14 protein-coding genes are annotated in these 22,956 nt (G+C 59.7%); 9 read left to right on the top strand and 5 right to left on the bottom strand.

The window, feature by feature from the left end; translation table 11 throughout:
• The first annotated feature begins 14 nt into the window (after positions 1-14).
• The 3 genes from phbB to AC8GFP_RS12120 are packed head-to-tail and all read left to right on the top strand — an operon-like array spanning position 15 to position 2,415.
• The gene (gene phbB / locus AC8GFP_RS12110) at positions 15-752 is read left to right on the top strand and encodes an acetoacetyl-CoA reductase (protein ID WP_506613523.1); all 738 of its coding nucleotides are present in this window, start codon (positions 15-17) and stop codon (positions 750-752) included.
• A gap of 3 nt (positions 753-755) precedes the next feature.
• Positions 756-1,739: an NADPH:quinone reductase gene (locus AC8GFP_RS12115; protein ID WP_506613525.1), complete on the top strand. Its 984-nt coding sequence runs from the start codon at positions 756-758 to the stop codon at positions 1,737-1,739.
• 19 nt (positions 1,740-1,758) lie between these two features.
• Positions 1,759-2,415, top strand: a complete 657-nt coding sequence (locus tag AC8GFP_RS12120; protein ID WP_506613527.1) for a BPL-N domain-containing protein — start codon at positions 1,759-1,761, stop codon at positions 2,413-2,415.
• Here AC8GFP_RS12120 and AC8GFP_RS12125 read toward each other — a convergent pair.
• A complete protein-coding gene (locus AC8GFP_RS12125) occupies positions 2,412-11,336 on the bottom strand; it encodes a YDG domain-containing protein (RefSeq protein ID WP_506613529.1) in 8,925 nt (2,974 codons plus the stop codon). The genes AC8GFP_RS12120 and AC8GFP_RS12125 overlap by 4 nt on opposite strands.
• A 1-nt stretch (position 11,337) precedes the next feature.
• On the bottom strand, positions 11,338-13,251 hold the full coding sequence (locus AC8GFP_RS12130) for a ShlB/FhaC/HecB family hemolysin secretion/activation protein (protein WP_506613531.1): 1,914 nt from the start codon (positions 13,249-13,251) through the stop codon (positions 11,338-11,340).
• A 156-nt stretch (positions 13,252-13,407) separates the two neighbouring features.
• Here AC8GFP_RS12130 and dusA point away from each other — a divergent pair, with 156 nt between their 5' ends.
• Together dusA and AC8GFP_RS12140 are read left to right on the top strand one after the other, a co-directional pair.
• Positions 13,408-14,388 carry a tRNA dihydrouridine(20/20a) synthase DusA gene (gene dusA / locus AC8GFP_RS12135; protein ID WP_506613533.1) on the top strand — a complete coding sequence of 327 codons (981 nt, stop codon included), beginning with the start codon at positions 13,408-13,410 and terminating at the stop codon, positions 14,386-14,388.
• Entirely contained in the window at positions 14,385-15,305 is a 921-nt protein-coding gene (locus AC8GFP_RS12140) for a DMT family transporter (RefSeq protein WP_506613535.1), read from the top strand. Before dusA ends, AC8GFP_RS12140 begins: the two co-directional genes overlap by 4 nt.
• A gap of 229 nt (positions 15,306-15,534) precedes the next feature.
• Here the strand turns inward: AC8GFP_RS12140 and AC8GFP_RS12145 are convergent, their stop codons facing one another.
• The 3 genes from AC8GFP_RS12145 to fabI form a co-directional block, all read right to left on the bottom strand.
• Positions 15,535-15,828 carry a helix-turn-helix domain-containing protein gene (locus AC8GFP_RS12145; RefSeq protein ID WP_506613537.1) on the bottom strand — a complete coding sequence of 98 codons (294 nt, stop codon included), beginning with the start codon at positions 15,826-15,828 and terminating at the stop codon, positions 15,535-15,537.
• A complete protein-coding gene (locus tag AC8GFP_RS12150; RefSeq protein WP_506613539.1) occupies positions 15,825-16,196 on the bottom strand; it encodes a type II toxin-antitoxin system RelE/ParE family toxin in 372 nt (123 codons plus the stop codon). The genes AC8GFP_RS12145 and AC8GFP_RS12150 overlap by 4 nt, the downstream gene beginning before the upstream one ends.
• A 354-nt stretch (positions 16,197-16,550) precedes the next feature.
• Positions 16,551-17,351, bottom strand: a complete 801-nt coding sequence (gene fabI / locus AC8GFP_RS12155; RefSeq protein ID WP_506613541.1) for an enoyl-ACP reductase FabI — start codon at positions 17,349-17,351, stop codon at positions 16,551-16,553.
• 35 nt (positions 17,352-17,386) lie between these two features.
• On the opposite strand from fabI, the gene AC8GFP_RS12160 reads away from it, so the two are divergent.
• From AC8GFP_RS12160 to AC8GFP_RS12175, 4 genes are read left to right on the top strand one after another with little or no spacing between them, the layout of a single operon-like run.
• A complete protein-coding gene (locus tag AC8GFP_RS12160; protein WP_506613543.1) occupies positions 17,387-19,210 on the top strand; it encodes an extracellular solute-binding protein in 1,824 nt (607 codons plus the stop codon).
• Between the two features lies 1 nt (position 19,211).
• The gene (locus AC8GFP_RS12165) at positions 19,212-20,246 is read left to right on the top strand and encodes a microcin C ABC transporter permease YejB (RefSeq protein WP_506613544.1); all 1,035 of its coding nucleotides are present in this window, start codon (positions 19,212-19,214) and stop codon (positions 20,244-20,246) included.
• 5 nt (positions 20,247-20,251) lie between these two features.
• Positions 20,252-21,298 carry an ABC transporter permease gene (locus AC8GFP_RS12170; RefSeq protein WP_506613546.1) on the top strand — a complete coding sequence of 349 codons (1,047 nt, stop codon included), beginning with the start codon at positions 20,252-20,254 and terminating at the stop codon, positions 21,296-21,298.
• A 49-nt stretch (positions 21,299-21,347) separates the two neighbouring features.
• Positions 21,348-22,955 carry an ABC transporter ATP-binding protein gene (locus AC8GFP_RS12175; protein WP_506613548.1) on the top strand — a complete coding sequence of 536 codons (1,608 nt, stop codon included), beginning with the start codon at positions 21,348-21,350 and terminating at the stop codon, positions 22,953-22,955.
• Position 22,956: the final 1 nt, after the last annotated feature.

The raw sequence follows: 22,956 nt of genomic DNA on the forward strand, positions 1-22,956 counted from the left end.
CAGGAGAGACCCCAATGAGCCAAAAAATCGCATACGTCACCGGCGGCATGGGCGGTATCGGGACCGCCATCTGCCACCGCCTGCACAAGATGGGCTACAAAGTGATTGCCGGTTGCGGCCCCAGCCGCGACTTCGACAAATGGCTGGGCGAGCAAAAAGCCGCAGGCTACACCTTCTATGCCTCGGTGGGCAATGTCGCCGACTGGGACTCCACCACGCAAGCCTTCAGCAAAGCCGTGGCCGAGCATGGCCCCATCGATGTGCTGGTGAACAACGCGGGTATCACCCGTGACCGCATGTTTTTGAAGATGACCGTGGACGACTGGAAAGCCGTCATTGACACCAACTTGAACGCCATGTTCAACGTCACCAAACAAGTGGTGCCGGGCATGGTGGAAAAGGGTTGGGGCCGGATCATTCAAATTTCATCGGTCAACGGTGAAAAAGGCCAATCGGGTCAAACCAATTACTCGGCTGCCAAAGCCGGGATGCACGGCTTCACCATGGCCTTGGCACAAGAAATGGCCAACAAGGGCGTGACCGTCAACACCGTGAGCCCGGGCTACATCGGCACCGACATGGTCAAAGCCATCAAGCCCGAAGTGCTGGAAAAAATCGTTGCCACCATCCCTGTGAAGCGCTTGGGCACACCCGAAGAAATCGGCTCCATCGTCGGCTGGTTGGCCGGTGACGAATCAGGCTTTACCACCGGTGCAGATTTTTCCTGCAACGGTGGCCTGCACATGGGGTAAGTCATGCAAGCAGCTTGGTACGAACGCAATGGCGCGGCCTCCGAGGTGTTGGTGGTGGGCGAGTTGCCCACGCCCACGCCTGCGGCCGGTGAAGTACGGGTGTGTTTGCACGCCTCGGGTGTCAATCCTTCGGATGTGAAATCGCGCATGGCGCGGCCCTTGGGGGGCCCGCGCATCTTGCCGCACAGCGATGGCGCAGGCGTCATCGACGCGGTGGGCGAGGGCGTGTCTGCCAGCCGCATCGGTGAACGCGTCTGGACCTGGAACGCGCAGTGGCAACGGCCTGACGGCACCTCGGCGCAGTTTGTGGTGTTGCCCAGTGCACAAGCCGTGTTGATGCCTGACAGTCTGTCGTTTCATGCTGGGGCTTGCATGGGCATTCCGGGCCTCACAGCCCTGCAAGCCGTGCGCTTGGCGGGCAATGTGCGTGGTCAACACATCTTGGTGACAGGTGCATCATCGGCGGTGGGCCACTACGTCACGCAAATGCTGTCCCAAGCCGGTGCCACCGTCATTGGCACGGTGGGCAACCCCGCCAAAGCAGCCCACGCCAAAGCCGCTGGTGCGGCGCATTGTTTGTTTTACAAAACCGAGGACGTGGTGGCCCGGGTGAAAGACATCACCCACGGGCAGGGCGTGGACGCGGTCATCGACATGGATTTCTCCACCACCGCAGGCTGGTTGGCCCACGGTTTGGTGAAACACCACGGCCAAGTCATTTGTTATGGCTCCAACCCCCCACCCGACATCAGCCTCAGTTTTCGCCCCTTGTTGTTTGCCTCGATTGGCTTGAAATTTTTCTTGGTCTACGACCTCACACCCGCCGACCGCCAAGCATGTTTGGCGCAGTTGACTGAGATGTTGAGCCAAGGCGTTTTGCAGCACTGCATTGGCGCGGTGTTTCCTTTGCAAGACATCGTGCAAGCGCACGAAACCGTGGAAGCTGGGCAGACCATCGGCAACGTGGTGCTCGACATCGGACATTGAGCAGCGGGCAGCGGTTCAGATGAAAAAAACGATTGCCATTTTTCTAGAACATCCCACTTGCTCAGCCGATTCGGTCAATGGTGTCATCGCTGCTTTTACGGGCTTGGCCAGGATCAAAATATTCACCAAGCACAAGGTTGAACCTGGCTTTTTCAATGATGTGGATTTGGTGGTCTTTCCGGGTGGTGATGGCGAGGCCACAGCATTTCGCACGGTGCTGAAAAACAACTTGAGCCAAGTTCGGTCGTTCATGCAGCGCGGCGGCAAGTACTTGGGCATCTGCATGGGCGCTTACTGGGCGGACGCCTACTATTTCAATTTGCTGCAAAACACCCGCTGTGTGCAGTACATCAAACGCCCCAAGGCTGACATCCGATCTTCGTACGGCACGGTAGCACCCGTGACCTGGTTGGGCCGCCAAGAGAAGATGTACTTCTACGATGGCCCCACCTTTTTAGGCGGCAGTTTTCAAACCGTGGCCACCTATGCCAACGGCGATCCGATGGCCATCGTGCAAGGCCATGTGGGGCTCATTGGTTGTCATTTGGAAAGTCAAGAACATTGGTATGGCCGCAAATACATGCAGCCGCATTGGCATGACAACCAACACCACCCGGTGCTGTGGCAGTTTGTCGCCAACCACTTGCTGCATTCAAACCAATTGCAGCTGTTTTAGGACTTACCCCGCAATGCGTTGACTTGGGCCGGCGACAAAATCGGCATCATGTAGTTGATTTGTGCCTTGGTCATGTTGGCCAATTGCTCGGGCGTCAAGGCGTTGATTTGTTTGTTGCTCAGGCCGGACAAGGTTTGCAAGTCCAACTTGGACAAGACCTGCGGGTTGATGGCGCGGATTTGTGACTCTGGGTTCAGCAAGCGAATCACCTGTTTGAGTTGCGACACTTCCATGGCAGCAACTTGCGCCGCGGGCAGCGACTGGACTTGCACATCACTCCACTGACTCATGGTTTTCGGGGTGACGCCTTGAATGGCTTGCTGCGCCAAGCTGGGCCTGCTGTTGGGCATCACTGGCGTGGCCACCGGCGCCAAGGTTGAATTGGCTGTTGTTGTTGGCAAGGCCAGGTCCTTCACGGTGTCTGATGGCGTCAGGCTGTTGGGCGTCACACTCAAATTCAGGACCGCTGGGGCAGGTGCACTGGCGTTGGTGATCGGCACCAAGCCAGCGGAGTTGGCGTACTCGGGTTGCACACTGGTCGTGGTGGAACCTTGAACCATGTAGTTGGGCGCGTCAACGCCTTCCAAACGCAGACCGCTGATTTGCACGGTTTTGTTGTTGCCAATTTGCTTGTCGGTCAGCGTGCCTTTGGCTTGGCGGGCGTCCAAGCTGACGTTGTCACCGCTGTGGTACTTGTTGTCGTTGGTGCTTGTTGCGCCAGCGTTGATTCGCGCTGAGTCAACATTGATGCCGATGTCGCTGCTGTTGTTGTAGGTTTTCACCTCGGCCGTGATGCCGGTGGCGGCAATCAATTTGGGCGTGATGCTCGCGCGGGCCGTGATCGGGTTGACGATGTAATTGCCCGCGGCCGTGCCACCCAAGCGCACACCATTGACCGTCACGGTTTTGTCAGCACCGCTGTTTTTGTTGTCAAACTGGCCGCTGGCATTGCTGGTGTCGAGCGTCACCTGGTCACTGCTGTAATAACGGCCATCATCGCTGCTGCTGGCGCTGGCTTGAATTTGGGCTGCCGTGCTGTTGACTCCAGCGTTGGTGGCCTGGTCATAGATTTTGGTTTGGGCGGTGATGCCCGTCACCGTCACGGGCTTGGGCGTGATGGTGGCTGAAACCCCAACACTGTTGCCACTGAGCACATAGTCAGACACCGTGCTGCCCGCGCTGCCTGTGACAGCCGTCAGGTTCAAACCACTGACGCTCACCTGGGTGGCTGTTGTCACGTTGGCGCTGTTGTAGCTTGAACCCGTGCTGGTGAGTGTGGCGGCGGTGTCACCCGCGACCAACCCAGAGAAGTTGAACTGCGGCGCAAACCCCGTGGGCGCTGTCGTGTTGCTGTCGTAAACCTTGGTCACGCCAGTGTTGCCAAGGCTGGGGGTCAAGGTTTTGGGATTGATCGTGCTGCTGGTGTTGGCGGCATAGGTGGTGTTGTAGTTGCTGCCCATGTCCGCGTTCAGGCTGTCTTTGATGACGGCCTGTCCGACCGTCACCGTTTTGTTGTTGCCCGCTCTTGGGGTGTCAAACAACAAACTGCTGCCCGTCAAACTGTCATTGGCCGCCAAGGCACCACTGCTGACCACAGGCACGCTGTTGCTGATGTTGGCGCTGCTGGTCAGCGCTGTGGTGGTGCCGTCATAGGTTTTGATGACTTGGGGGGCTGTCAGCGTCAGGTCGCGGCGGCTGATGTTGGCTGCCACGGTTTGGCCAGCAGGCAGGTGGTAATTGCTGGACAAGCCGCCGTTGTTGCCATTGGTGAGGGTGGTCGTGTTGACCGTCACCAGATTGGCTTCATTCACATTTTTGCTGTTGAAACTGGCCGTGCCACTGGCGGTGACGGTTTCACCCGTCACAAATCCAGCTGGCGTGATGGTCAATGTGGGCGTGGCGGTGGTGGTGCCGTCATAGGTTTTGCTGGGCGCGGTCACCGTGGCCGTCAAGGTCTTGGGCGTGATGCTGGCCGCCACGGTTTTGCTGGTGGCATCAATCGCATAGTCGCTCACGACACTGCTGTTGTTGCCGGTCACATTGCTGAGCACCAAGCCGTTCACCGTGATTTGGTTGGCGGTGCTCACATCCTTGCTGTTGTAAGCCGAGCCCGTGTTGCTGAGGGTGGCCGAGGTGTCGCCACTGACCAAGCCCGACCAGGTGTAGGCCGGTGCAAAGCCGGTGGGCGCAGCGGTGCTGCCGTCGTACACCTTGGACACACCGCTGTTGCTGATGGTGGCCGTCAAGGTTTTGGGCGTGATGGTGGCCGCCACGGTTTTGCTGTTGGCGTCCATCGCATAGTCGCTGATCAAACTGCCGGTGGTGGCACTGCCGGTGATGCTGCCGGTCAAGGCCAGACCATTCACTGTAATCTGGTTGGCACTGTTGACCCGGGCACTGTTGTAGTTGGCCGCGGTGTGGCTGGTGCTGGCGGCGGTGTCGCCGGTGATGAAACCCAACCAAGTGAAGCTGGGCACAAAGCCGGTGGGTGCTGTGGTGGTGCCGTCATAAACCTTGGTGACCCCAGTGTTGTTCATGCTGGCGGTTAGTGTTTTCGGTGTGATGCTGGCGGCCACGCCCTTGCTGGTCGCGTCCAGCACATAGTCGCTGGTCAAGCTGCCCGCGCTGCCGGTGATACCGGTGATGGCCAAGCCATTCACCGTGAGTCGATTGGCGGTGCTGACATTGCTGGTGTTGTAACTCGAGGAGGTGTTGCTCAGGGTGACCGCGTTGTCGCCGGTGACCAAGCCCGACCAGGTGTAGGTGGGCGCAAAACCGCTGGGTGCCGTTGTGCTGCCGTCATACACCTTGGTCACATTGGTGTTGCTGAGGGTCGGCGTGATGGTCTTGGGCGTGATGCTGGAGGCTGCAGTTTGGCCGGCTGCCAAGCTGTAGTTGGTGGCCAAGCCGCCATTGTTGCCATTGGCCAAGCTGGTGGTATTGACCGTCACCAGGTTGGCAGTGCTGACGTTTTGGCTGTTGTAACTGGCTGTCCCTGTGGCGGTCACGGTTTCGGTGCCCACCAAGCCGCTGGTGATGCTCAGCACGGGGGTGGCCGTGTTGGTGCCGTCATAGGTTTTGCTCGCGGCGGTTGCCGTGGCCGTGAGGGGCTTGGCCGTGATGCTGGCTGCCACGGGTTTGGCCGTGGCGTCCAGCGCATAGTCGGACAAGGCGCTGCTGTTGCTGCCGGTGATGCTGCCTGTCAGGGCCAAGCCATTGACGGTCACCGTCGTGGCCGCGACCACGTTTTGGCTGTTGTAGCTCGAGCCCGTGTTGGTCAACGCAGCGGCGGTGTCACCGCCGATGAAGCCCGACCAGGTGTAGGTGGGTGTGAAGCCCGAAGGCGCATCGGTGCTGCCGTCATACACCTTGGTGACCCCGGTGTTGCTCACGGACGGTGTCAAGGTTTTGGCGGTGATGGTGGCCGTCACGGTTTTGCTGTTCGTGTCCAGCGCATAGTCGCCGGCCAAGCTGCTGTTGGTGCCGACGATGCTGGAGAGCGTCATGCCACTCACCGTGATTTGATTGGCCAGGGCCGCCCGTGCGCTGTTGTAGGCCATGCCGGTGTTGCCAACCGCAGCACCGGTGTCGCCTGCCACCAAGCCCGACCAGGTGTAGGTGGGTGCAAAGCCTGTGGGCGCAGAGTTAGCGCCGTCATAGACCTTGCTGACACCCGTGTTGCTGATGTTGGCGATGATGGTTTTCGGCGTGATGCTGGCCGCCACGGTTTTGCTGTTGGCGTTCAGCACATAGTCCGTCGCCAAGCTGCTGTTGCTGCCGGTGATGCCCGTGATGGCCAAGCCATTCACGGTGAGTTGGTTGGCGGTGCTGACGTTCTTGCTGTTGTAGCTGGAGGACGTGCTGCTGAGCGTGGCGGCGCTGTCACCAGCGACCAAGCCGGACCAGGTGTAGGTGGGGGCAAAGCCTGTGGGTGCGGCGGTGCTGGCGTCATACACCTTGGTCACACCGGTGTTCGAGAGGGTCGGGGTCAAGGTGGCTGGGGTGATGGTGGCCGCGACGGTTTTGCTGGTGCTGTCCAACTGGTAGTCCGTGGCAGCGCTGCTGTTGCTGCCGGTGACCGCGGTGATCGCCAAGCCACTGACCGTGACTTGGTTCGCCGTGCTGACGTTTTTGGTGTTGTAAGCCGAGGAGGTGTTGCTCAAGGTGGCGGCAGTGTCGCCGCTGATGAAGCCCGACCAGCTGTAGCTGGGCGTGAAGCCGCTGGGGGCTGCGGTGGTGGCGTCGTAGACCTTGGTGACACCGGTGTTGGTAAGGGTGGTTGTCAGCGTTTTTGGTGTGATGACACTGGCGTTGTTGGCGTTGTAGGTGATGGTGTAGTTGCTGTTCATCACCTCACCCGTGCCGCTGTTGTCGCGGATCACCAGGTTCGAGGCATTCACCACTTTGCTGGTGCCTGCGCGGGCGCTGGCATAGGCCAAGTCGCTGGCCGTGATGGCGTCAGAGGTGCCCAAGCTGCTGCCGGTCGCTGTGGTGGGCAACAAGGGGTTGATGGTGGCGATCGACGGCGTGATGCTGCTGCTGCCGTCGTAAATTTTGGTGACGGTGGGGGCATCGACGGCGATGGCGCGTGCCGTGATGCTGGCCGCCACGGTTTGGCCCGCGGCCAAGCTGTAGTTGCTGGCCACGCCGCCGGAGTCACCATTGGCCAAGGTGGTGGTGTTCACCGTCACCAGGTTGGCGGTGGCCACATTTTTCGTGTTGAAAGTGGCCGTGCCGGTGGCCGTGACGGTTTCTGACCCCACAAGACCAGCGGGATTGATGGTCAATGTGGGCGTGGCGGTGGTGGTGCCGTCGTAGGTTTTGTTCGGCGCGGCCACGGTCGCGGTCAAGGCCTTGGGCGTGATGTAGGCGGCCACGGTTTGACCCGCCGCCAAGCTGTAGTTGGTGGCCAAGCCGCCGTTGCTGCCATCGGCCAAGCTGGTGTTGTTGACCGTGACCGTGTTGGCGTTGGCCACATTTTTGGAATTGAAGCTGGCGATGCCGGTAGCGGCCACGGTTTCAGCCCCCACCAAGCCGCTGGTGATGGTCAGTGTGGGCGTGGCGGTGGTGTTGCCGTCATAGGTTTTGTTGGGCGCGGTCACGCTGGCGGTCAAGGCCTTGGGCGTGATGTTGGCGGTGGTCGTGGTGGTGGTGTTGACCAAGCTGTAGTTGCTGGCATCCGTGCCCGAAACGGCGATGCCACCCACGCTCACGGTTTTGCCGTTGGCTGCGTTTTTGTCGCTGAACAAACCGGTGGTACCGGTGATGGTCAACAGGTCGGTCAGGTACTGGTCGCTGCTGAGCACATAGGTGGCGGTGGCGGTGCCGTCATACGCCTTGTTGTTGGCCGCCGCGGTGACCGACAAGCTTTTGGCCGTGATGTTGGCCGTGGTCGTGAAGCCGCTGGCCAAGCTGTAGTTGCTGGCCACGCCACCGTTGGTGCCGTTGGCCAAGACCACGCTGTTGACGGTCACGGTTTTGCCAGTGCCCACATTTTTGGTGTTGAAAGTCGAGGTACCGGTGGCGGTGACGGTCTCGCTGCCGACCAAACCGGTGATGCTGCCAATCGTGGCTGTGGCTGCCGTGGTTTGGTCATAGACCTTGTTGCTGGCTGTCAAAGTAGCCGTCAGTGTTTTCGGTGTGACCGAGCCGGTGGTGCTGGTTTGGTCCACCACGTTGTAGTTGGCCAAATCGGTGCCGGTGTACACATTGGTCAAGCTGATGGGCTTGTTGGTGCCCACGTCCTTGCTATCGGTGAACACGCCGCTGCTGGTGCTCAGGTTCAGGCTGTCGCCGCTGACCTTGTTGCTGTAAACAATGGCCGAGGTGTTCGGTGTGGCGGTGGTGGTGCCGTCGTAAGCGCGGCTGGGCCCGGTGATGCCACTGATGGTCAGGGTGCGCTGGGTGATGTCGGCGGTGGTGCTGCCGGTCGTGCTGCTCAGGCTGTAGTTGCCGCTGTCGGTGCCCGACAAGGCTGCGCCCGACACCGTGACGGTTTTGCCGGTGCCCACGTTTTTATCGCTGAACACGGCGGTGCGGCCGATGGTCAACACATCCCCAGCAACCCGGTCATCGGTCACGGTGACGGTGGCGATGGCCGTGCTGTCATACACCTTGTTCACACCGGCATAGCTCAGGCTCAGGGCTTTGGCGGTGATGTTGCCGGTGGAAGCGGCAGTGGTGCTGCTCAGGCTGTAGTTGGCCGCGTCCGCGCCGGTCAGGCTCAAGCCGGTGGCCGTGATGGTCTTGCCGGTGCCCACATTTTTGTTGGCAAAGAAGGCGCTGCTGGGCACGGCGGTCACCAGATCGTTGTCAAACTTGTTGGTGCTCAGTTGCAAGGTCGCGGCGGCCGTGCCGTCATACACCTTGTTGTTGGCATCGGTGACCAAGGCGGTCACGGTCAAGGCTTTGGGCGTCACAGTCAGGGTGCCGTTGCTGCTGCTGGTGCCATAGCCCAACAAGCTGAGAGCGGACGGGGTGATGGCGTAGCTGCCCGCTTTCGTGTAGCCCTGGGTGGACGTGCTGTTGCCAGTCAAACTTTCACTCAAGCCTTGCAGCGCGCCACTGGCCGTGTCTGCATTCAGCAAGCCCGTCACCGTGGGGGTGAGGGCGCTGAAGCTGGCCCCATAGGTGATGCTGCGGCTGCTCGAGCTGATGCTCAGTTGCGGGTTTTGGCGGTAAATCAGGTTCAAGCCGGTGCCCAAGGCTTGGCTGTAATTCGTGGTCGTGGCATTGCTGTTGTAGCGAAACTTGCCGCTGCCCGAACCCACATAGGTGCTCAAGGCCAGGCCACTGCCAGCCACCGAACCGCTGTAGAGCTTGCCGGTTGCGCCGCTGCCCATGGTGATGGTTTTGCCGGTGCCCAAAATGATGTTGAAGCCATAGGGGTTGACGCTGCTGGTGGCGCCCGTGTAGGCACCCACAGCCAAGTCGGCACCCGCGTTCAACACCAAGGCCGTGGCATTCGTGCTGCTGGTGGCGATGTTTTGATTGACAAACAAATTGCCGTTGCGCACCGCGATGTTCACATCACCGACAGCGGTAACGCCATTCAAGCCCGCCACAGTGCCGATGTACAAACCGGTGCCATAGGGGTCGGACAAATTGGCCCCGGTGGTGCTGACCAGCCCCAGGGTGTTCACATTGGCCGCCAGTGTGCCAATGCGGTTGCTGGTGTGGTTCAAAGCCACGGCAGAGCCGGTGCCCACCAATTTCAGGTTGTTCACGTCCATCGCCGCCGATTGCGTCACCGTGCCAGCGCCGGGCACGCTCACGTTCAAGGTGTCCACCGTCACGGCGGCATTCAGGGCCACCCCGCCGGTGCCACCGGCGTTCAGGTTCAGGTTCGAGCCACTGCCGCTGATGTTGACCGCGCTGCCGATGATGATGTTGTTGTCGGCATTCAAAGTCAGGTTGGCCGAGCCGGTGCTGGTGCTGCGCGTGATGGGCGCACTGACCGTGATGTTGCCTGCTTCTGTGCCGATGCCCGTGGTGCTGACCACCACATTGGTGCCCGCTTCGAGCAAGCTGTTGATGGCGGTATTGGCAATCGTCGAGCTGCTGCCGCTGGCCGTCCAGGTGCCGCTGCTCTCGTTGTTGTTCACGCTGGCCGAGGTGATTTCGACGTTCCAGGGGTCAAACAACCAAGTGCCTGCTTGGCCTGCGGGTGCACTGGCGTCGCCCTGCACGCCGTTGGTGTTCAGCTGGTGGCCCGAGGTTTCAATGCGGCCGCCGTCGCCGCCCAAGGCGCCGCCCCGCGCCAGCAACTGGCCTTGCACCTGGGTGCTGCCTTGGGTGTTGCGAATGTTGGACCAGACCACCACGGTGCCGCCGTGGCCTTTGTTCAGCGCAGATGCATTCAGCACAGCGCCGGGTTTCACGATCACTTCATTGGCTTGGCGAATCAGCGGGTTCTGGCCTTGCCAGTCGCCACCAATCAAGACCTTGCCGCCACCGGCTTGGCCACTGGCATCGACCCGCGCTTGCGCCGACAGGGTGACTTTGTCGCCGGTCACCACCACCTCGCCACCCTTGGTGTTTGCGTCCACACCGGCGGCGCTGATCTGGCCACTCATGTCCACCAAGCCTTGCGTGCCGCCATCCAAAAACACGCGGCCTTCGCGACTGACCAAGGACAGGGTTTCAATCGTGCCGCTTTGCTGAATCACGCTGCCCAAAATGGCATTCGCGCTGCGAGCCGACAAGATCACCAAGCCGCCATCGGCCCGAATGACTTGCTTGTTGACCACCAAGGCGTCCATCACCGATTGCTCGACCAACACCGACACCAGCTTGCTGTCGGCGAATTGCAAAACGGTCTTAGCGCCTGCGGCCAAGGCCACCGTGCCTTCACGCGCCAGCAACACGCCTTCGTTGCGCACCTCGGGGGCCAGCAAGGCGATGTAGCCGCCCAGCGCTGCGGTGATTTGCCCTTGGTTCACCACCGCGCCTTGCTGGCCGTTGACGGCCAGCGCTGCGCCAAATTGATTGAAGTCCTCGTTGGAAATCGCTTGCGTGGTGGCCACCAAGCCGGCCACATTCACCTGGGCTGTGGGGCCAAACAAAACACCGGCGGGGTTGCTGATGAACACCTGGCCATTGGCGCTCAGGCGGCCCAAAATTTGGCTCGGGTTGGTATCGAGCACCCGGTTCAACACCACAGCGTTGGCATTGGGTTGGTTGAATTGCACCGAGGCTTGGCTGCCAATGTTGAAACTGTTCCAGTCCAGCACCGCGCGGTTGCTGGTTTGCCCAATTGACAAAGCATTCGGTGCGGTTTGCGTCACCGTGGCTTGTCCTGACACCAGGTTGGCACCTTGCGGCAAGGCGCTGCTGGCCACGGGGGGTGTTTGTGCATGCAATTGCAGCCCCAACAAGGCCAAGCACGAAACCAAGGTGGTGTGGCGGTGGACTTGTTTCATGTCAGAACGCATGGTTGAGGTTGAACAAATAGCGGTCCAGGACCAAGCTGCCATCTTGGTCCAGACCACTGCTGTTGGCATTCGGGTTGTGACCGATGCGCCGTGCCCAGGTCAATTTCAGCTCGGTTTGGCCCAAGCCAGACTGCACACTGCTGCCCATCCACAAGCCTGCGCCTTGCAACTGGTAGTGGTTCAAAGCGCTGGTGTAGGCGCTGTCTTTGTTGATGGTGACGTCACCCCAATCGTAAAACCCAGCCAGCGTCAGCTTGTTGTTGCCCACAGGCAGTTGGTGTTGATACTCCAAGTTCAACAAGTTGCCCAAACTGCCCCCCGCCTCATTGGCTGGGTAGGCGCGAACGCCTTGGGCACCGCCCAAGTAGAGTTTTTCGGCACCGTCCAAATTCTTGTTCGCCCATTGGGTTTGGAATTGCCCCAGCACGGCTTGACGGTCGTTGATGGCATAGCGCTGCAAATGGCTCAAACGCCAGCGCTGGAAATGACCAGCGGTTTTCGCGGTGAGCGCGTCACCCTGAATATGTTCTGAGGTGGAGTTGCTCAAATCCAGATAACCCAGCACCCAGGCTGCGTTGCTGCGGTATTGCCAAGGCGAAAAGGGGTCTTGCCCAGCAGCTTCCAGCGACAAGGTCAGGGCTTGTCCGCTGTATTTGGAGATGGTTTGACCGACCACATCGTTGCGGTACTGCTTCCAGTCCCCAGCGATGTTGAGATTGATTTGCTGGTTCTCGGTTCTTTCCATAGGGATGTTCAAGGCCATGCCCAGCGTCGTCGAAGGCCCTTCTGCTTGCAAAGACTTGAAGTCGGGCGTGATCAGTCTGTAGTGCATGGCCGAACCATAGGTGGCCAAGCGCCAACCGTTGTCGCCCACTGGCAAGCTGTAGAGCAGCTTGCCGTATTTCACGCCTTCGCTGTTGAGCAGGTTCGCCGTGATGTTGTCGCCCCGGTTGCCGGGATTGTTCAGCTTGAAGATCAGCGATTGCCGAGACGCTCCCACCGCCCGCGAGCCGTGATTGTCCAAGTCCACTTGCACTTCTTTTTCTTTGCTGCGCATCACCTGCACCAGCGCCACGGATTCACCAGCGTTGGCGCCGGGCTGCAAACTGATTTGGGTTTTCACGCCCGGCAGTTCAGCGGCCAGCAAGGAGGCGGTTTCCAAGCCTTTGAGATTGATGGTTTGACCCACAGGTTGTTGCCGCTCGATCAAACGCACCAAGTGGTCGGAGGCTTTCAAGGCGCCGCCGGGGTCGTCCATCACCGCACCGCCAAATTTGGCTTCGGTGATGTTGACCCGCAGCACACCCGCACTCAATTCTTGTTGCGGCAAATCAGCCCGCGCAAGGATGCCGCGTTGGCGGTAATAGCGGGTCACTTCTTCGGCGATTTTTTCAAACTCGGCCATGTTGGATTTCATGCCCAACTGGCCCGCCAAGGCCTGGCCCAATTCGGTGCTGCTGATGGCTTGGTTGCCGACAAACAAAAAGCCGACCAATTCAATGCCCACCTCGGCCTGATTCGCCACACGCGGCACATCGGCGGGCTTGGCCGCTTCAACAGGTTTGCCAGCTTCAAGTGGTTTAGCGGTTTCAACAGGTTTGACCGCTTCGGGTGGCTTGGCAGCTTCAACGGGTTTGGCGGCTTCTGTTGGTTTGGTCGCTTCAGCCGGTTTCGGGGCGACGCTGTCGCGGTCGGCTTGCACGGGTTTGGGCTTGGGCGGGGGGAACTGCACCCAGTTGGCGCGGTCATCCACCGCGCTGATCGCCACTTGTTGATCAGCAGCGGCGCTTGGCCCAGGCAGCAGCCCAACGACCAGGGTCGCGAGCAAGCTGCCTGACATCGCTTTGGCGACAGGCCATCCCCGAGGCTGGGGGCGGAAGAGGGGCAAAATATCGTTGTTCACATGAATTCCACGATGGGTTATCAACTCTCGACACCAGCCGAAAAAACTTGAAAATTATTTTGCAAATGCTTTATTTGGTATTCAGTTTGAATCGCTTGTGGGGTGTCCGTTGGCTTCATGCGGCGGGAAACAGGGTGGCTGAGACGCCTGTTTTCAATGCCTAAAGACTTGAACCCGCGCCCTGGCTCGCTGTCGGTGGCCCCGATGATGGACTGGACCGATCGGCACTGCCGCTACTTCCACCGCTTGTTGTCGCGCCACGCGCTGCTCTACACCGAGATGGTCACCACCGGCGCACTCATCCACGGTGACGTGCCCCGGCACCTCGACTTCAACCCCGAAGAGCACCCCGTGGCGCTGCAATTGGGCGGCAGCGAACCCGCCGATTTGGCGCAAGCCGCCAAGCTGGGCGCGCAATGGGGTTACCAAGAAATCAACCTCAATTGCGGCTGTCCCTCCGAGCGGGTGCAGCGCGGTGCTTTTGGCGCGTGTTTGATGGCCGAGCCGCAACTGGTGGCCGATGGCGTCAAGGCCATGCGCGACGCGGTGGATGTGCCGGTGACGGTGAAGCACCGCATTGGGCTGGACCGTGGCGAGAGCTACGACTTTGTGCGCGATTTTGTGGGCACCGTGGCGCAAGCGGGTTGCCAGCATTTCATCGTGCATGCCCGCAACGCTTGGCTGCAGGGCTTGTCACCCAAAGAAAACCGCGAGATTCCGCCCTTGAAGCCCGAGTGGGTGCTGCGCCTGAAAGCCGATTTCCCTGCGCTGGAGTTCGTGATCAACGGCGGCATCACCACCGAGGCGCAGATTTCAGAGCACTTGTCTGCATTGGACGGTGTGATGGTCGGGCGCGAGGCCTACCACCGGCCTTGGTTCTTAAGCGAATGGGATGCGCTGATGGGCTTGGCTTCTGCGCCGCTGGAACGCGACGAGGTGGAAAACCAGATGGTGCGCTACATGGGTTTGCAGGCCAGCCAAGGTGTGGGCTGGTTCGCGGTGTCCCGCCACATGCTGGGGCTGCGCCATGGCCAGTCGGGTGCCCGACGTTGGCGGCAGGTGTGGAGCGACCACCGCCTGAAAGACCGCCCGGCGCATGAAGTGGCCAAGCTGGCGCAAGAGGCTTTGAAGGCATGAACTTGGCGTCCTCTGTCAGATTGGCCGCCATCGCGATTTGGTGCGTGCCCGCCATGTGGGCCTTCAACTTCATGGTCGCCCGCTTGGCCCCCGGCGTCATCGAACCGCATGGCTTGGCGCTGGGGCGCTGGCTGATCGTCACGCTTTCTTTGGGCTGGTGGACAAGGCGCGAAATTTGGCAACACCGAGCGCATATTTGGCAAGACTGGTGGCGCTATCTGGTGCTCAGTGTTTTTGGCATGTTGATTTGCGGCGCTTGGGTGTATGTTGGAGCCCGCACCTCGTCGGCCATGAATATTTCACTCATCTATTCATCTTCACCGGTGTTCATTTGTCTGGCCGCCGTCTTCTGGCTGAAGGAGCGGATGCGCTGGTGGCAGGCTTTGGGCGTGCTGGTGGCGCTGGGCGGTGTGGTGCACGTGGTGGTGCAGGGCCATTGGGCGCATTTGTCCGAGGTGCAATGGGTGCAAGGGGATGCACTGATTTTGCTGGCGGCCTGCAGTTGGGCGGCGTTTGCCTTGCTGCAAAAACGCTGGGCCTCGCCGCTGAGCGGCCTGGCCCGCTTGGCCGTGATGGCGTTTTTTGGGTGTTGGGTGGTGTTGCCCTTTGTGCTGTGGGAGGCGAGCCTGCCCACCACTCCGGCGTGGAGCAGCCATGCAGCGGTGCTGGTGCTGGTGGTTGGTGTGTTTCCGGGCATCTTGGCTTACAGCGTCTACGCCTGGGGCCAAAAGCTGTTGGGCGCCAGCCGCGTCAGCATGGTGCTGTATTTGGGGCCGCTGTGGGGCGCGGTGGTGTCTTGGGGTGTGCTGAACGAGCCGCTGGGCTGGCACCACTTGGTCGGCGCCTTGCTGATCTTGCCCGGCGTCGCTTTGGCGCAATGGACCTCCGCAGAAGAATTGGGGTCAGATTCCAATTAAATCGCTTGAGCTCGGAATTCCAAACAATTGGAATCTGACCCCAATTACCCCAAAGAGTTTGCCCGCCGAATTTGAGATAAGACCGCCCAATAATTTGAAGATTTATTAACCATACTTGGCTTTTTTGGAGGCGGCCCAAAACAGCTTGTTTTGGGCAGGGGGTCATACAGGACGGGAATTGCAGCCTTTTTTATGATACATAAAAGCGAGATTTCTCTGAATTTTTGTATCACGCCGAGGCCGAACCGACTGATCGAATTTGCAACTCCACTTGCAAACCGGCCGCCACCGCCATGTTCACCAAGGCGTCCAAACCAAACAAATTGATCTTGCCGCGCATCAGGTCCGACACGCGAGGCTGGGTGACGCCAAACAACTTGGCGGCTTGTGCCTGGCTCCAGCCCTCGCTTCTCATGTGAGCCTTCAGCGCCATCATCAAACGCGAACGCATCTTCATGTTTTCAGCCGTGCCGGGGTCTTCCTCTACTGCGTCCCAGATGCTGTCGAAAGTGTTCTTGTTCATGCTTGCCGCTCCTTGATGACCTCTTGATATCTATATGTTGCTAATTGCAAATCTGGTTTCGATGTTTTTGCTGATTTCTTTTGAAAGCAATGCAGTACCACCACCATCTCCGCAAACTTGGCTACATAGATGACGCGAAATGCCCAAGCCGCATCCCTGATCCGAATTTCACGCACACCTGGCCCGATGCTGGGCATGGGTTTCCAATCATCAGGATCGCCGCCGGATTGCACTTGATCCAGTTGGTAACCAGCCTCGCGTTTGGCCGTCGCCGGAAACAACTTGAGGTCGGCGAGCGAGCTGCCCCTGAATTGAATCTGCTTAACCGCCCGTGAGGCCTGAATTATATAAAATTTTGTATGAGTCAAGGTCTTGAAGCATTTTGATCTTCAAGTGTGTGCCTTCAAAGCCTTCAGAGGGTGTGATGCATGCCGACCAAATTTGGTGATGCGATCCCTGAATTCATGGCGAAATCAACCCCAAGGCCGATGTTCCAAGTGCCGAAACATCTGTAAAGCCGCACGGCCTAGGGTCCATTTTTTTTGTAAAAAATTGGGTTCAGATTCCAATTAAATCGTTTGAGCTCGGAATTAAAAATAATTGGAATCTGACCCCAATTAGTGCCCCAATTACTCACTCATGGCAGGCGGCTTGAGCGTGCCTTCAACGCCAAAACAATTGGAATCTGACCCCAATTAGAAAGAATTGGAATCTGACCCCCATTACTCCGCAATGCCGGGCACGACCTGGCTGAAGCCGCCGTCCACATAGGTGATTTCCGCCGATACGCCAGCCGCCAAGTCCGACAACAAGAAGGCGGCGACGTTGCCCACATCCTCGATGGTCACGTTGCGGCGAATGGGTGAGTTGTTGGCGACCACGTCCAAAATCTTGCCAAAGCCTTTGATGCCCGAGGCCGCCAAGGTTTTGATCGGCCCGGCGCTGATGCCGTTGGCCCGCATGCCGCGGTTGTGGCTGCCCAAAGACTCGGCCAAATAGCGCACCGACGCCTCCAAGGAGGCCTTGGCCAGGCCCATGGTGTTGTAGTTGGGCACGTTGCGCAGCGCCCCCAGGTAGCTGAGGGTCAGCACGGCAGCCTTGTCGTTGAAATAGGGCAGCATCGCCTTGGTCATGGCCGGGAAGCTGTAGGCGCTGATGTCGTGGGCGATGGCGAAGGCTTCGCGGCTCAAGCCGTCCAGGAAGTCACCGGCAATCGCTTCGCGCGGCGCAAAGCCGATGGCGTGCACAAAGCCGTCAAACTTCGGCCAGGCGGCGGTCAGGCCGCTCACCATGGCGGCGATCTGATCGTCGCTGGCCACATCGCAATCAAACACCAGGGTCGAGCCAAAGTCGGCGGCGAACTCGGTGATCCGCTCTTTGAAACGCTCGCCTTGGTAGCTGAACGCCAGCTCGGCACCTTGGGCGTGGCAGGCTTTGGCAATGCCATAGGCGATCGAGCGGTTCGACAACACGCCGGTGATGAGCAATTTCTTGCCCGCTAAAAACCCTGTTTTTTCCTGCATTTCGCGGCTCCTGAAAAATCTTGCAGAATTGTCGCATGCGAACTTTTTTACTTGGCGTTTGGTTGTGTTGCGCGTCCCCCGTGTGGGCGGCGCACGCCTATGCCCAGTTTGGCGACATCCTCTACCCGCCGGGCTTCAAGCATTTCAGCCATGTCAACCCGGTCGCGCCCAAGGGCGGCGACATCGCTTTGGTGGCCCCAACCCGCGCTTCCAGTTTTGACAAATACAACCCGTTCACCATGAAGGGCACAGCACCCCCTGGCTTGGGTTTTTTGATGTTTGAAACTCTATTGGTGGGCAACACCGAAGAACCGACCACCGCTTACGGCCTGCTGGCCGAGGACGTGACCGTGGCACCCGACAAGCTGTCCGTCACCTTCCGGCTGCACCCCGAGGCGCGGTTTCACAACAACGACCCGGTGCTGGCCGCCGATGTGAAATATTCGTTTGACCGCCTCACCAGCAAAGAAGCCGCGCCGCAATTTCGCACCTATTTCAGCGAGGTCAAGGGCGCCACCATCTTGTCCGAGCGGGAAATCAAGTTCGAGTTCAAACGCGCCAACGCCGAATTGCCGCTCATCGTCGGCGGCATGGCGGTGTTCAGCCAGAAATGGGGCGCAGGCAAGCCCTTGGACCAGGTGGTGACCGACGTGCCGATCGCCTCCGGCCCCTACAAGCTGGGCAAAACCGACTTTGGCAAAGACATCCAGTACGTGCGCAACCCCGACTACTGGGCGAAAAACCTCGGGGCGCGTCGTGGCATGTTCAATTTCGACCGCATCACTTACAAGCTTTACAAAGACACCACCGCGCAGTTCGAGGCGTTCAAAGCCGGTGAGTTTGACTACATCCAAGCTTTCGTGGCCCGCGAATGGGCGCGGGGCTACAAGGGCAAGCTGTTTGACAACGGCACCCTCATCAAACAAGAGCTGCAACACGGCAACGCTGGCGACTTCCAAGGCTTCATGTTCAACACCCGCTTGGCCAAGTTCAAGGACAAACGGGTGCGCCAAGCCATCGGCCTGGCCATGGACTACGAGTGGATGAACCGCCAACTCTTCTACCAAGCCTACACACGGGTGCGCGGCTACTTCGTGGGCAGCGATTTCGAGGCCAAGGGCTTGCCCGCGCCGGATGAACTGGCTTTGCTGCAAGCCTTGCGCGACAAACTGCCGCCCGAGGTGTTCACCGAGTCGGTACCGCTGCCGCCGCAAACCAACCTCGATCCTGCCTCGGGCCACACGCTGCGCGACCATTTGCGCCAAGCCCGGGACCTGCTGGCGCAAGCCGGCTGGACCTTCCGCGATGGCGCCTTGCGCAACGACAAAGGCGAGGCCTTCACCTTGGAATTTTTGGACAACTCGGGCTCGATGGGCCGGGTGGTCACGCCGTACGCGAAAAACCTGGAGAAACTGGGTTTCAAGGTCAACTACAAAGTGGTGGATTTCGCCGTGCTGCAAAAGCGCATGGACGTGTTCGACTTTGAGCTCATCAGCAACCGCATCGGCGGCAGTGAAGCACCGGGCACCGAGTTGCTCGAGCGATTTGGCTCGAAAGCCGCCGACACCGAAGGCTCAAGCAACGTCATCGGTATCAAAGACCCGGCCATCGACGCCTTGCTGGACAAGGCCGTGGCCGCGCAAACCCGACCGCAGTTGGTGGCAGCCGTGAAGGCACTCGACCGTGTGTTGCGACACGGCCACTACACCGTGCCGCATTGGTATGGCAGCGTGCACCGCGTGGCTTGGCGGGCCGGGCGCTTTCAGCGGCCCCAGGTGACGCCGCGTTTTTACCAACCCGAAACCTGGATCACCAGCACCTGGTGGGGCAGTACCGCGAACTTGGTGGGGGACCGCTGACATGTTCAGTTACATCCTGAAACGCTTGTTGTTGATGATCCCCACGTTGTTTGGGATTTTGTTGCTCACCTTCGTGGTCATCCAGTTCGTGCCGGGTGGACCGGTCGAGCAAATGGTGTCGCAGTTGCAAGGCCGTGACACGGGCGGCGAGGGCGCTGCCGCCAGCGGAGCAGGCTACCGGGGCCGCCAAGGCGTGGATGCGGCGCGGATTGAAGAAATCAAGCAGTTGTATGGCTTTGACAAACCGCCGCTCGAGCGCTTTGTGCAAATGCTCCAGCAGTTTGCCCGCTTCGATTTGGGCAAGAGTTTTTTCTACCCCAAAGACGTGTGGCAACTGGTGAAAGAAAAACTGCCGGTCTCCATCAGCCTGGGGTTGTGGACGTTTTTCCTCAGCTACTTGGTGTCGGTGCCGCTGGGCATTGCCAAAGCGGTGCGGGCGGGCACCCGTTTTGACATGCTCACCAGCATCGTGGTCTTGATTGGTTATGCGATTCCTGGCTTTGTGCTGGGCGTGGCCTTGCTCGTGGTGTTTGGTGGCCAGTTGCAATGGTTTCCATTGCGCGGCCTGACGTCCAGCAATTGGGAAACGCTGAGCATGGGCGCGAAAGTCGTGGACTACCTGTGGCACATCGCCATGCCCGTCACCGCCAGCGTCTTGGGCGCGTTTGCGGTCACCACCATGCTGACGAAAAACGCTTTCTTGGAAGAAATTGGCAAGCAATACGTGCTCACCGCCCGCGCCAAAGGACTCAGTGAGCGCAAAGTGCTCTGGAAGCATGTCATGCGCAACGCGCTCATTCCCTTGGTCACCGGCTTCCCAGCCGCGTTCATTGGTGCTTTTTTCGCAGGCTCCTTGTTGATCGAAACCTTGTTTTCGCTCGATGGACTGGGCCTCTTGAGCTATGAAAGCGTGATGCGCCGCGACTATCCGGTGGTCTTGGGCACGCTGTATTTGTTCACCCTGATTGGCTTGGTCACCAAGCTGATCAGCGACCTGTGTTACGTGTGGGTGGACCCGCGCGTGAAGTTTGATTGACCGCCATGGCGACCCCTTCTTTGTCCCCCTCCGCCCTGGCTTGGCAGCGTTTCCGCCGCAACCGGCTGGGCTTTGTCAGCCTGGTCTTGTTTGTGCTGTTGTTTGTGATCAGTTTGGCCGCTGAGTTTGTGTCGAATGACAAACCGCTGGTGGCCAGGTACCAAGACCAGTGGTATGCGCCGGTGTTCAAGAACCCACCCGAAACCGCGTTTGGCGGCGACTTCGCCACCCCCACCGACTTCCTCGACCCCTTCATTCGCCAGCAGTTTCAGCAGCCCGGCAACTGGGCCGTTTACCCGCTCAACCCTTATCACCACGGGACGCTGAATTACTTCGCCAAAGAACCCAACCCCGCGCCGCCCTCGGCCGACAACTGGCTGGGCACGGACGACCGTGGCCGCGATTTGCTGGCGCGTTTGCTTTATGGCTTTCGGGTGTCGGTGTTGTTCGCGCTGGCCCTGACCGTCACCGGCACCATTCTGGGCGTGGTCACCGGGGCCATTCAAGGTTTCTTTGTCGGCAAGATCGATTTGGCCATGCAGCGCTTCATCGAGATTTGGGGCGCCATGCCCGAGCTGTACCTGCTCATCATTTTTTCGGCGGTGTTCGAGCCCAGCGTTAGCTTGCTGCTGATTCTGTTGAGTCTGTTTGGCTGGATGGGCTTGTCCGACTATGTGCGTGCCGAGTTTTTGCGCAACCGCCAACTCGACTATGTGCGTGCCGCCCGCGCTTTGGGTTTGTCGAACTGGGCCATCATTTGGCGGCATGTGCTGCCCAACAGCATGACGCCGGTGGTCACCTTTTTGCCGTTTCGCATGAGTGCCGCCATCTTGGCGCTCACCAGCCTGGACTTCTTGGGGCTGGGTGTGCCCCCCGGCACGCCGAGCTTGGGCGAGTTGCTGGCGCAAGGCAAAAACAACATCGACGCGTGGTGGATTTCCATCTCCACTTTCGGCGTGTTGGTGGTCACGCTGCTGCTCTTGACCTTCATGGGTGACGCGCTGCGCGATGCCTTAGACCCGCGCAAACTCAAGCAAGAGGCTGCCTCATGAAAGCCTTCATGCGCCTGAGCGCCTTCAACGCTTGCCCAAAGGCCTTCTCATGAGCCCCTTGCTGCGCGTTCACAACCTGCACATGTCTTTCCAAGGCCGCGAGGTGGTGCACGGCGTGTCCTTTGAGATGCAAGCTGGTGAAAAACTGGCCTTGGTGGGCGAGTCCGGCTCGGGCAAAACCGTCACCGCGCTCAGCCTGCTGGGCTTGGCACGTGGCGCTTGGGTGCGCGGCGAGGCCTTGTTTGAAGGCCAAGACCTGTTGCACATGACTGAAAACGAATTGCGCGGCATCCGCGGCAGCGAGATCGCCATGGTCTTCCAAGAACCCATGACGGCTTTGAACCCGCTGTTTACCATCGGCGACCAAATCGCCGAGGTGTTGGAACTGAAAAAAGGCTTGTCCCGCCAAGACGCTTGGCAACGTGCCATCGACTTGCTGAACGACACCGGTATCCCCGAGCCCGAGCGGCGCGTGGCCAGCTACCCGCACCAGTTGTCAGGCGGCCAACGCCAACGCGCCATGATCGCCATGGCCTTGGCCGGTGAACCCAAACTCTTGCTGGCTGACGAGCCCACCACCGCCCTGGATGTGTCTTTGCGCGGGCAAATATTGGCCTTGCTCGACAGCTTGCAAGCCAAGCACAACATGGCAGTGCTGCTCATCACCCACGACCTGAACATGGTGCGCCGTTTTGCGCAACGCGTGGTGGTGATGGAAAACGGTTTGGTGGTCGAGCAGGGCGCGGTGGCCCAGGTGCTGAGCCACCCCGAACACGCCTACACCAAGCGCCTGGTGGACAGCCAACCCGAGCGCAATGTGTTCGAGCCGGTGTCGAACGCGCCGGTCTTGTTGCAAGCCTCTGGACTGCAAGTGCATTACCCGGTGCCACGCCCTGGTTGGCGCGGTTGGTTTGGGCGTGGCTCGTTCACGGCTTTGCACGGGGCCGACTTCGAGTTGCGCAGCGGCCAAACCCTGGGCGTGATCGGTGAATCCGGCTCGGGCAAGTCTTCGCTGGCCTTGGCGGCGCTGGGCCTGATTCCCTTCCAAGGCGACTTCAAGGTGGAAGGCCAAACCTGGCAAGGCAAGCCTTTGGCCGATTTGCCCTTGCGCCGCGCTTTGCAAGTGGTGTTCCAAGACCCGTTTTCATCGCTGTCACCGCGCATGACCGTCGAGCAGGTGGTGGGAGAGGGCTTGCAAGTCCACGCCCCCGACCTGAACCCCTTGGCGCGGCAAATCAAGGTGCTGCAAGCGCTGGCCGATGTCGGCATGAGCGAAGAACAGTTTCCTGGTTTGCTGGCCCGTTACCCGCACGAGTTCTCAGGCGGTCAGCGCCAACGCATCGCCATCGCGCGGGCGCTCATCGTGCAGCCCCGGGTCTTGGTGTTGGACGAACCCACCAGCGCCTTGGACGTGTCGATTCAAAAACAAGTGCTCGATCTGTTGCAGCGGTTGCAACGCGAACGGGGCTTGAGCTATTTGCTGATCACCCACGACATCGAGGTGATCGAGGCCATGGCCCACCATGTGATGGTCTTGAAAGACGGGCAGGTGGTTGAGGCGGGCAGCTTGGACAGCGTGTTGAACCAGCCTCAATCCGATTACACGCGCAGCCTGTTGGCCGCGTCTTTTCTGGCAGAAAGACTTGCAGCAGCCTGAA

The sequence above is a fragment of the Limnohabitans simekii (SeqCode) genome, from assembly GCF_965234735.1.
In the GTDB taxonomy this organism is placed as follows: Bacteria; Pseudomonadota; Gammaproteobacteria; order Burkholderiales; family Burkholderiaceae_C; genus Limnohabitans; species Limnohabitans simekii.